The organism is Streptomyces sp. NPDC047002, assembly GCF_040704505.1.
Taxonomy (GTDB): domain Bacteria; phylum Actinomycetota; class Actinomycetes; order Streptomycetales; family Streptomycetaceae; genus Streptomyces.
Map to the genome: position 1 here is coordinate 133311 of NZ_JBEYWC010000011.1, position 12132 is coordinate 145442.

Sequence of the window (12132 nt, forward strand, 5' to 3'; positions counted from 1 at the left end):
GCGTCTACATGGCGGCCATGTCGCTCGATCCCACCGGCACGGGCCAGGCCCGCTGGACCATGCGCTGGAAGACCGCGCTGAACGCCTTCGACACCACCTTCGACGGCCGCCCGTCAGCAACCCGCCAGCAGCCCCAACCACCTCAGGTACACCGCTCATTTGACGGCCCCAACTCCATCGAGCCCTATCAGGTCAGCGGCAATCACATCAAGTACGTGATTCGAGCCAAGAAGGGCGACGAAGGCACGCCCGACGGGTGCGGTGGAATGCCGGCGCTGCTCACATGTATGGCCGACCGCTGAACCGGAACGCAGGGGGTCGCGCGCGACCCTGGGGGCTCTCCCTCGGTCCGGCGGCGCTTGCCGGAAGGCGGAACAAGCCGGAGAGCTACCGGGGCTCACGACGACTACGACCACCCGTGAAGATGTCGGCCATGGTGACGCCGACGGTGCGACTCCGTCCATGACGGATGCCCCATGACGGAACCCGAGCCCGTGTTGCCGTTCCGCAGGCTTCCGGAACCGGAATTCAGCGAGCAGCACGGGGCTGCGGCGGGTGATTCGGGGTTGACCGTTGATTACTTTGCGTATTCGATTCCGTGCACAGCGTCACGAACTTTTGGATGAAATGCACTGTTTGTAGATCCTTTGGTAAAGGAATAGTCGGCTCAGTGCACGTGTCGCGTAAAGATTTCGGGTCCTGGGCTGTGGCCTGTTCGAGATGACGCCCGTTGACTTCTTCGGCTCTCGTCGGTGGCATTGGTTCGGGCGTCGGGGGTCGCCGCATTGCCCCTTGCGCCAGTAGTCAGGCAGTTTCGCCGACAGGCGCTCAAAGGGGGGATCAGGTATGCACGGGGGCCAGGAGTAGACGTCTTCATCGGCAGGAACGCGCGGGGCGCGGCTGCCGTTCAGTTCGCTGATTCCGCGTGACCTGGCGTGATGCCGTGGCGCGGTCGGACGCACCGTGCGCTCTGTCAGAGCCACGCCGGTGCACCCACCTTCTGGAACACGTAAGACGGAGAGAATTCTCGTGACTGACCCTGTCCGGCGCCTGCCTCTGTCCGCGGCGCAGCATGATGTCTGGATAGCGCACCAGCTTGATTCCGGAGGGAATCTGCACAACTGCGGTGGGTACGTCGAACTGCCCGGTGAGATTGATGAGAAGAACCTGGCCGAGGCGGTCCGGCAGGCCGTCGAGGAGACCGACGCGCTGCGGGTGCGGTTCGTCGTCGACCCGGACGACCGCCCCTGGCAGGAGCTCAGGGAGGCCGCTGACGCGCACATGGACCTGCGGGTACGTGACTTCAGCGGGGAGAGCGACCCGCGCGCCGCCGCAGAAGCATGGGCGAGAAGGGATCTCGCTGCCCCCGTCGACGTGCTGGCCGGTCCTCTGGTCACGCACACTCTGCTGCGCCTCGCGCCGGACCACCACCTGTTCCACCTGCGATACCACCACATCGTGCTCGACGGCTACGGTCAGGTGCTGTATTGGCGCCGCCTGGCCCACCTCTACACGGCCTTGTGCCGAGGCACGGAGGCCAGACCGAGGACCGCCGCCGGGCTGGTCGAACTGCTCGACGATGAGCGCGAGTACCAGACGTCGGCCGCACACGAGAGCGACCGGGCCCACTGGCTGGAGCACATCGCCGACTGGCCCGATCAGGTGACGCTCGGCGATGTCCACGCCGGAACGGCAGGTCCCGCTGCCCGCTTCCGGCCGCCGGTGTCCGTGCACGGGGTGGGGGCGGCCGCAGCCGCGTACCGCACCCACTGGTCGGTGGTGGCCCTTGCGGCCACCGCGGCCTACCTGTTCCGGGTCACGCAGCAGTCCGACATCGCCCTGGGGATGCCGGTGCGGGCCCGGACCACGCGCACTGCCCTGACCACACCCGGCATGCTGGCCAACATCCTGCCGCTGCGGCTGACGGTCACCGCCGACCTGACCGTTCGGGAACTCGTGCGGCACGTGACAGAGCGCGTCGCCGACCTGTTGCGCCACCAGAGGTTCCGCGGCGAGGAGCTCTACCGTGAACTGCGGCGCGCCCAGGGAGTGCAGAGCGCGCCCGGTATCGTCGCCAACGCCATCCCCTTCGACGGCGACATCGAGTTCAACGGTGTGTCCGGGAGCGTGCACCAGCTCTCCTCCGGGCCCGTGCGCGACCTGTCCTTCGAGTTCTTCGGCGGCACCGACGGCTCGGACGTGCGGGTCTCCCTCGACCCCCGCCCCGGGCTGCACGACTCCGCGGTCCTCGCCGCTCACCGCGAGCGGTTCACGGCCTTCCTGGACGCCCTCGCCGACGTGGACCCGCAGACCCCCGTCGGCGGACTCCCCCTCCTCACGGCGGAGGAGCGGCAGGAAACCGCAGTCGGCGACCGAGTGCAGGCACCGGCCTACGACCTGGGTCAGCCGCTGCACCTCCTCGTCGAGGAGCAGGCCGGGCGGACCCCCGACGCCGTCGCGGTGGAGACCGAGGACACCTCACTGACCTACCGCGAGCTGGTCGTTCAGGCCCACGCCCTCGCCGCGCATTTGCGGGCCCGCGGCGTCGTGGACGGCGATGTCGTCGGTGTGCACGACGAGCGTTCTCCCGAACTGGTCGTCGGACTGCTGGCCGTGCTCGCGGCGGGGGCCGCCTATCTGCCCCTCGACCCGGAACTGCCCGCATCGCGGCTCCGTTTCCAGATCGAGGACTCCGGTGCCCGGCACGTGCTGACGCGCTCCGCTTTCGCGGCCGGGCCCGCCTTGCACGGGGCCGAGACCATCGCCGTGGACACGGTGCTGCCCACCCTGGCGGCACCGGCGAGGCCGGTGCCACAGACGTCCGGGCCCGAGAGCATCGCCTACGTCATCTACACGTCGGGTTCCACCGGCCGTCCCAAAGGTGTCGCCGTCCCCCACCGCGGCGTCGTGAACCGGCTCCTGTGGATGCAGGACGCATACCGGCTCACCGCGGAGGACCGCGTCCTGCAGAAGACGCCCTTCACCTTCGACGTGTCGGTGTGGGAGTTCTTCTGGCCACTGCTCAACGGGGCTGTACTGCATCTGGCCGCTCCTGGCACCCACCGGGACCCGCGGGCCCTGGCGCGGACCATCGACCGGCACCGCGTCACCACCGTGCACTTCGTGCCGTCCATGCTCGACCTCTTCCTTTCCGAGCCCGCCGCCCGTGAACTGCCCGCCTTGCGGCAGGTGATGTGCAGTGGTGAAGTGCTGCGCCCAGAGACCGTCGGGCGCTTCTTCGGACTGTACGGCGGCCGCGGCAGCGCGCCGGAGCTGTACAACCTCTACGGCCCGACCGAGGCATCCATCGATGTCACCCACTGGCGCTGCACCCCCGGGGACGCGTCGCGGCCCGTGCCGATCGGCCGTCCCGTCGCAAACACCCGCCTGTACGTTCTGGACCGCCAAGGGCAGCCGCTCCCGGACGGTGTGGCCGGTGAGCTGCACATCGGCGGCGTCCAGGTCGCGGCCGGGTACCTCAACCGGCCGGAGCTCACTGCTGCGAGCTTCGTCCCCGACCCCTTCGCGGCCGGCACCCTCTACAAGACCGGCGACCTAGCCGTGCGACGGCAGGACGGCGTCTTCCTGTACCGCGGCCGTCTCGACCACCAGGTCAAGGTGCACGGCCTCCGTGTCGAGCCCGGCGAGATCGAATCGGTGCTTCTCACCCACCCGAAGATCGAGCGGGCGGTGGTGACCGCGCCCCAGTGGCCTGACGGGGAGAGACAGCTGGTGGCCCACGTGGTTCCCGTGGGCGAGGTCGCGGACACGGAGCTTCTCGCCCTACTGCACGAGAAGCTGCCCCCCTCCATGGCACCCGCCCACTTCGTCACTCTGGCGGCCCTGCCGCTCCTGCCCAACGGCAAGCTGGACCGCAAGGCGCTCCCGCTGCCCCAGGCACCCGCCGAAACCGCGCTCGTCGCGCCCGCCACCGATCAGGAGCGGCTGCTGCACACTGCGTGGTGCACGGTCCTCGGACTCGACCAGATCAGCGTCGAGGCGTCCTTCTTCACTATCGGCGGCGACTCCATGCACGCCATCCGGGTGCGGACCGAAACCGAGCGGCACGGACACACCTTCACAGTCTCCGACCTTTTCCAGGGCCCCTCGATACGCGAACTCGCCCGTCACATACGCCCGGTGGAGGCTCCACAGAGGCACGGTGCGCCCTTCGGACTGTTGACCGACGCGGACCGGGCGCTGCTCCCGAACGGCCTCGACGACGCGTATCCGCTCAGTGCCATGCAGGCCGGCATGCTGTACCACGCGGCCTACGCCGATGACTCCTCGGTGTACCGCGTGGTCACCAGCGTCCGGGTGGCGCGCCCGCTCGACCTGGACACCCTGCGCACCGCGATCGACGACACCACGCGCCGCCACCCCTCCCTGCGCTGCTCCTTCGACCTCGCCCGCTACTCCGAGCCGCTCCAGCTCGTCCACCGCGAGGTCACCGTTCCCGTCGAGGAGGGCGAGAACCTCGGCCCCCTCGGCGAGGAGGCGCGCCGCGACGCCCTCACCAAGTGGGTCGAGCGTGCCAAGTTCACCCGTTTCGACGTCGAGGCGGCGCCCCTACTGAAATTCGTGGCCCATCCCTGCGGTGACGACTCCTTCGAGCTGTCCGTGATCGAGCACCACGTCGTCCTCGACGGGTGGAGCGACATGCGGATGCTGGAGGAGATTGTCGACCACTACGCCGCCCGGCTCACCGGTGCCTCTCTCGACCTGCCGGACGTCGCCTCGCTCTATCGCGACTTCGTCGCCGCCGAGCGTGCCGCACTCGCCGACGAGGAGTCCCGCGCCTACTGGAGCGAACTGCTGGGCGGCGACACGCCCACCCGGCTGCCTGTCCGTGCCGCCGCGGGCGGCGGGCGCCCCGGCGGCGAGCCGACCGCTCACCGCCGCTACGACGTGCCGGTGAGCGGCGAGACCTCCCTTGCACTGCGGACGCTCGCTCGCCGCGAGGGGCTGCCCCTCAAGTCGCTCCTCACGACCGCGCACTTGGCCGTGATGCGTCTGGTCAGCGGCGACGACGAGGTGCTCACCGGCGTGGTGGCCAACGCCCGCCTCGAAGAGGCCGGCGGTGACGAGACCATCGGGGTGTTCCTCAACACGCTGCCGCTGCGGCTCGACCTGACCACGGCCACGCTCGTCGGCACCGCGCACCGGGTCTTCGACCACGAACGCGCCTCGGCCCCGCACCGCCGGTACCCCTTCGCGCAGATGCAGCAGGACACCGGCGGGGGGCCGCATCTGGACGCGTACGTCAATTTCATGGACTTCCACGCTCGGCGCCACCGCGGCGAGGGGACGCCGATGGCCGTCACCGTGGGCATCGCGGAGACGAACTACCCGCTCGCGGCCAACTTCATGATCGATCCAGTGGCGGGGGACCTCCAACTGTGGCTGGACTGCGACGTGGCCGCCCTCCCGGAAGACGTCTGCGACCGCCTCGCCGGCTACTACCGCCGTGCCCTGGCCGCGGTCGCCGAGCAGCCCGCCCGGCGTCTCGTCGACGCGGATCTGCTGGGGCCGGACGAGCACGCCCGGCTGGAGCAGTGGAACGAGACCACGGTCGCCTACGACCAGCGGGCCACCATGCACGCCCAGTTCGAGCAGCAGGTCGTGGACCGCCCTGACGCGGTGGCCGTGGCCCACCGGTTCGAACAGGTCACCTACCGGGACCTGGATGCCCGTGCCAATCAGCTCGCACACCACCTGCACGCCCGGGGCGTCGGCCGCGGCGATCTGGTGGGCGTCAGCCTGCGGCGCGGAACCGACCTGGTGGCCGCCCTCCTTGCCGTCATGAAAGCCGGCGCCGCCTACGTGCCGATGGATCCGTCGTTCCCCCGCGGCCGACTGGAGAACATCGCCGCCGACGCCGGCATCAGCTGCCTCGTCAAGGGTCCCGGCGCCCCTGACTCCATCGCCGCGCCACAGGTCATCGACCTCACGGGGGACTCTGAGGAGATCGCCGCACGGCCCGTCACCTCGCCGGGCACACCGGTCGGGGGCGACGACACCGCGTATGTCATCTACACCTCGGGCTCCACGGGCAAGCCCAAGGGAACCGCTCTGCGTCACCGCAACGCCGTCAACTTCTTCACCGGTATGGACCGCCGGATCGGCTGCGGACCCAGCGATGTCGTACTCGCGGTGACCAGTGTGTCCTTCGACATCTCCGTCCTGGAACTCCTGTGGCCGCTGGCCCGAGGGGCCAAGGTGGTCGTGGCCGGTGAACGCATCATCGGCAACCTGGTGCGCCGCCAAGCAGAGCCGCAGCGCCCCACCGGCTTCAGCCTGTTCTTCTTCGCCGCCTCCGCGGGCTCCTCCAACCGCGACGGCTACCAGCTGGTCCTCGACGCGGCCCGGTTCGCAGACCGGCACGGCTTTGAGGCGGTGTGGACCCCCGAACGGCACTTCCACGCTTTCGGCGGCCTCTACCCCAACCCGTCCGTGATGTCGGCGGCACTCGCCACCGCCACCGAACGCATCGCGCTCCGCTGCGGCAGTGTCGTCGCTCCCCTGCACGACACGGTGCGCATCGCCGAGGAGTGGTCGCTCGTCGACAACCTCTCCGGCGGGCGGACCGGCCTGGCCTTCGCCGCCGGCTGGAACTCCAACGACTTCGTACTGCGCCCGGAGAACTTCCCCCACCGCAAGGAGGTCATGGCCGAGCAGCTGGAGGAATTCCGGAGGCTGTGGCGCGGCGGATCCGTACGGCGCACCGGCGGGAGCGGCCAGAGCGTCGACGTGCGGATCTTCCCGGCGCCGGTGCAGGAGGAGCCCCCCGTCTGGCTCACCTCGGTCGGCACCGTGGCCACGTTCGAGAAGGCCGGCGCCTCAGGCGCCAACCTGCTGACACACCTGTTCGGTCAGAGCACCGAGGAACTCGCCGGGAAGATCGGCGCATACCGGACGGCCCGCGCGGACGCCGGACACGACGGTCCCGGCCAGGTCACCGTCATGGTGCACACCTTCATGTCGGACGACACCGAGGACGCACGGGCTCAGGCCCGCGAACCGTTCCGCGCGTACCTGCGCAGTTCCACCGAACTGTGGCGCACCCTCTTCGCCGCCACGGGGCAGGACCTGCCCGAGATGGGTGCCGAGGAACAGATCGACGCCGTCATCGACATGGCGATCGACCGCTACTTCGAGACATCGGGCCTGTTCGGGTCGCCGGACAGCTGCGCCGGGCTGGTACGCGAACTGTCCGCCGCCGGAGTGGACGAGGTGGCCTGCCTGGTCGACTTCGGCGTCGCCCCTGACGCCGTACTCACGTCCCTGACCTGGGTGGACCGGCTCCGCGACGCGCACGAGGAAGAAGTCGCCGAGAGCGCCCACTCGCTGTCCGACCTGTGCGAGCGGCACGGTGTGACCCTGCTCCAGGGCACCCCGTCACTGCTCACTGCGGTCGCGGCGGAGCCCGACGCCCTCGGCGCGCTGCGCTCGCTACGCTCCCTCCTCGTCGGCGGTGAGGCCTTTCCGTCGGGACTCGCGCGGCGCCTGCTCGACGCCCTGCCCGAGGTGCGTGTCTTCAACATGTACGGGCCCACCGAGACCACCATCTGGTCGACGGCGCACCCCCTGGACGCCACGCTCGACGGACACGCCGACACCATCCCCATCGGCCGTCCGATCGCCAACACGCAGGTCCGCGTCGTCGACGGGCGGGGCCGGCCACTGCCGGCCGGCGTCGCTGGTGAGCTGTGGATCGGCGGCGACGGCGTGGCGGCGGGGTACATCGGCCGTCCCGAGCTGACCGCCGAGCGGTTCGTGCCGGAGCCCGACGGAAGCGGTCGCTTCTACCGCACCGGGGACCGGGTCCGGTGGCGCCCGGACGGCAGCCTGGAATTCCTCGGCCGGGTGGACCGCCAGGTCAAGATCCTCGGGCACCGGGTGGAACCGGACGAGGTGGAGAGTGTGCTCTCCCGCCACACCCGGCTCGACGCGGTGGCCGTCACCGCCGTCGAGACCCACCACGGCACCGAGCTGGTCGCCTACGTGTCACCCGCCGGCTCCCTCTCCGACACAGCGGTCCAGGACGCCCACGTCCAGCGCTGGGGAGAGGTCTGGGAGAGCGCGTACACCACCCCGCCGGAGGACGGCGGCGGTTCGGAGTTCGCCGGCTGGCTCTCCAGCTGCACCGGGGAGCCGATCCCCCTGCCCGAGATGCGCGAGTGGCTTGGCCACACCGTCGACCGGATCCGCGCGCTGCGGCCCCGGGCCGTCGCCGACATCGGTGTGGGCGTGGGCCTCGTTCTGCGTTCGCTCGCCCCCGAGGTCGACGCCTACCACGGAGTGGACCTGTCCGCGGCGGCACTCACAGCCGCCGCTGCCAGCCTCGGCGGACCGCTGCCCGGCCACGTACGGCTGCGGCAGTCCGGACCCGAATACCTTGCCACGCTGGAACCCGGCAGTCTCGACACCGTCGTCATCAACTCGGTGGCGCAGTACTTCCCCGGCACCGACTACCTGCGGAACGTGCTCACGGACGCAGTACGCGCCGTGCGGCCGGGCGGTGCCGTGTTCGTCGGCGACGTGCGCTCCGTGGAGATGCTCCCGGAATTCCACACCGCCGTACAACTGCACCGCACCTCGCCTCTGCAGACCGCCGAGGAGTTGCGTGCCGCGATAGGACGGCAGCTCCAGGAGGAGCGGGAGCTGTGCCTGTCCCCCGCCTTCTTCCACCGGCTCGCGGAAGACCTGGACGGGATCATCGGGGTCCGCGCCGAGCTGAAGCGCGGGTCCTACGACAACGAACTGTCCCTATTCCGCTACGACGTGACCCTCTTCGTCGGCGGGGACGAGGCCGGGGACCGGCGCCCCGGGGAGTGCCTGGCGTGGGACGAGCTCGACGGGGGCCTCGACGCCGTGCGGGCCCGGCTGGCGTCCTGCGACGACGGTCTGCAGGTGACCGGCCTCCCCAACCGGCGCCTCACACAGGTCTCGTCGGCCGTGCGGGCCCTGGCGGAACTCGACGTCGCGGCCACGGCCTGGGACCTGGACCGGGTGCTGTGGGAGCTGGACCAGGACCCGGGCGTTCACCCCGAAGAACTGCACGGCCTCGCCGCCGAAGCGGGACTGGAGGTGCGGACGCTGGTGGGGCGGACCGGACGGCTCGACACCTTCGACGCGGTGTTCACCAGGCCCGCGGGCAGCCAGGACAGCCAGACCCACGACGACCGCGAGGACACGGTATGAGCACCAGCCGGCAACTGGCCAACGACCCTCTCACCTCCGCCTGGGCGGCCGGGCTGCGCTCGTCGCTGCGCGCCTACGCCCGGCACCAGCTGCCCGACGCGATGGTCCCCGCCCACTTCGTGGTGCTGCCCGACCTGCCCAAGCTGCCCAACGGCAAGGTGGACCGCGGGGCTCTGCCCCCGCTGACCGCCGACGAGAGTCCCGAGACCGCCTACGTGGCTCCGCGTACGGCGGTGGAGACACAGCTCGCCCGGATCTGGCAGGACCTGCTCGGCATCGCACAGGTCGGGGTGGAGACCGACTTCTTCGACCTGGGCGGGGACTCCCTGACAGTGCTGCAGATGGCCGCGCAGGTACGAGAGGTCTACGACGTCCGCCTCGACCTGCGGCGCATGTTCGAAGACCCCACCGTCGCCCAACTCGCCCGGCTGGTGAGCTCACAGGCCGACCCGGCTGTCACCGGCGCGGGCAACCCGCGCGGTGTCGGCGCCGAGGTGATGCTCGCCGACGCCGTGCTCCCGGCGGACATCACACCCGAGGAGGGTGCGCTTCCCGCCACCCGGGGCCCGTACCGCCACGTCCTGCTGACCGGCGGCACCGGCTACACCGGCGCGTTCCTGCTGCGGGAGCTCCTGGACCGGTCCGCGGCGATCGTGCACGTCGTGGTGCGCGCCGACGGGGCCGCGCAGGCGGCCGAGCGGGTGGGGCAGAATCTCGCCGAGTACGGGCTGCTGCGCGACGGGGACATGGACCGTATCGCGGGCGTTCCCGGCGACACCGGCCGCCCCTACCTCGGGATGACCAGGGCCGCTTACGCCGGGCTCGCCGCCGACGTGGAGCTGATCATCCACAACGCCGCCATCTCCAGCTGGATCGTGCCGTACCCGAAGATCAAGCCGGTCAACGTGTTCGGGGCCAGGGAGGTGCTGCGACTGGCCTGCCGCTCCCGGATCAAAGCCGTGCACTTCGTCTCCACCATCGGTGTCTACCCCGGCCGCCCCGGCGAGCAGACGTGGGGGGAGGGCCCGCTGACCGAGACGGAACACGTGGTCGGCGGCTACCGCCAGTCCAAGTGGGTGGCCGACACCCTGATGCTCCAGGCGCGCGCACGAGGCGTGCCGGCGCACGTGTACCGCCTCGGTGCCGTCACCGGCTCCCAGGCGACCGGCGCCTGTTCGTCCGACACCTTCATCAACCACCTGATCAAGGGCTGCATCCAGCTCGGCGCGTACCTCGACCTTGACCTCTTCCTCGATCTGGTGCCCGTCGACTACTGCGCCGCCGCGGTCGCCCACATCGCCCTGGGCGGAGGCAGCGAACAGGCGGTCTTCAACGTGCCGAGCGCCCGCTCCACCGCCATGACCGACATCTTCGAGCTCATCACCGGCTACGGCTACCGGCTGCGCCGGCTCGACTACAGCGACTGGTACCGGGAGCTGGCTGCCGCGGTGGAGCGCGGCGAGGACAACGAACTCGCCGTGTATCTGCCACTGTTCGGCAAGGACGAGCCGGCCGAAGAGGTCGGCTACGAGGGCAGCAGGCCGGTGTTCGCCACCGATCACCTGCGTTCCGCGCTGGACGATTCCGGCATCAGCTGCAAGCCCGTCGACCGCGAGCTGTTCGACCTCTACCTCGACCATTTCGTCAGCACCGGCTTCCTGCCTGCGCCCGACGCGGCACACCACCAGATCCCGTAGTCCGAATAAGTGGAGACCACTTCGATGACCACAGCACCCGCCTTCCCGCTACCGCGCAGACATCCCCTCGACCCCCCGCCGCGGTATCGTGAACTCGCCGCTCAGCAACCGGTGTTCCAAGTGCGTACCCCTCGCGGAGAGCTCGTGTGGGTGGTGACCCGGCACGAGGACGCCCGCGCCGTTCTCACGGACCTGCGGTTCAGCTCCGACCCGAAGACGCCCGGTTACCCGTCCTACATATCGGGCGACACACCGATCCCTCCGGGCTTCTTCCTCAACCAGGACGCGCCCGACCACACCCGGCTGCGCCGCCTGGTGACGCGGGAGTTCCTGATCACGCAGATGGAGGCCAAGCGGCCCCGGATGAAGGCCATCCTCGACGACCTCCTCGAAGCCATGGTCGCGCGCGGCAACTCGGCCGACCTGGTGCGCGAGCTCGCCTTCCCGATGGCGGCCACCGTCATGTGCGAGCTGCTGGACGTGCCGTACGAGGACCACCACATCTTCGTGAGGCTCACCGACGTCATCCTCGACCGCAGCAGCACCCCGGAGCAGGCGGGCAACGCCGCCCGCGACCTCATGGCCTACTTCGACGAGGTGGTCACGGCGCGGGAGCAGCGGCCCACCGACGACATGCTCGGTCGGCTCGTCGCGCACGAGGAGGCAGACCGGCTCAGCCACGACGAGTTCGTCGGGCTTGCCGCGCTGCTGCTGCTCTCCGGCTACGACACCATGGCCCAGATGATCGGCCTCGGCACGGCCACTCTCCTCGAACACCCCGCGCAGCTGGCCGACCTCAGGGCTGACCCGTCGCTCTACCCGCAGGCCATCGAGGAACTGCTGCGCTACCTGTCCATCAACCACGCGGGGCTGCCGCGTGCCGCAACCGAGGACCTCACTCTCGCCGGTCAGCGCATCAGGGCCGGCGACGGGCTCCTCGTGATGATCAACGAGGCCAACCGCGACGCCACGGTCTTCGAGGAGCCCGACACCTTCGACATCCACCGCAAGGACCCGCAGGCACACGTCGCCTTCGGACACGGCTTCCACAAGTGCATCGGCCTGACACTGGCCAGGGTCGAACTGAGCACCGTCTTCGCCGGACTCTTCGAGAGGGTGCCGACGCTCCGCCTGGACAGCTCCCTCGAAGACCTGCCGTTCCGTCACGACATGGTCCTCTACGGAGTGCGTGCGCTTCCCGTCACCTGGTGACCGACCGCGTTTCCCATCC

Annotated in this window: 4 protein-coding genes; all 4 read left to right on the top strand. The window is 70.1% G+C overall.

Annotated features, from left to right (window positions below; all coding sequences use genetic code 11):
- Window positions 1–17 precede the first annotated feature (17 nt).
- The 4 genes from AB0910_RS13660 (at window position 18) to AB0910_RS13675 (ending at window position 12113) form a co-directional block, all read left to right on the top strand.
- A complete protein-coding gene (locus AB0910_RS13660) occupies window positions 18–302 on the top strand; it encodes a hypothetical protein (RefSeq protein WP_366744795.1) in 285 nt (94 codons plus the stop codon).
- Between the two features lie 727 nt (window positions 303–1029).
- Window positions 1030–9204, top strand: coding sequence for an amino acid adenylation domain-containing protein (locus AB0910_RS13665; protein ID WP_366744750.1), 8175 nt, complete (start codon window positions 1030–1032; stop codon window positions 9202–9204).
- Window positions 9201–10901: a thioester reductase domain-containing protein gene (locus AB0910_RS13670; RefSeq protein ID WP_366744751.1), complete on the top strand. Its 1701-nt coding sequence runs from the start codon at window positions 9201–9203 to the stop codon at window positions 10899–10901. Before AB0910_RS13665 ends, AB0910_RS13670 begins: the two co-directional genes overlap by 4 nt.
- Window positions 10902–11021: 120 nt before the next feature.
- Window positions 11022–12113, top strand: coding sequence for a cytochrome P450 (locus AB0910_RS13675; protein ID WP_366744752.1), 1092 nt, complete (start codon window positions 11022–11024; stop codon window positions 12111–12113).
- Window positions 12114–12132 lie beyond the last annotated feature (19 nt).

Bases quoted from the DNA above. Each gene is read 5' to 3' on its own strand.
- AB0910_RS13660 (WP_366744795.1), top strand. From the start codon at position 18: ATGTCGCTCGATCCCACCGGCACGGGCCAGGCCCGCTGGACCATGCGC.
- AB0910_RS13670 (WP_366744751.1), top strand. From the start codon at position 9,201: ATGAGCACCAGCCGGCAACTGGCCAACGACCCTCTCACCTCCGCCTGG.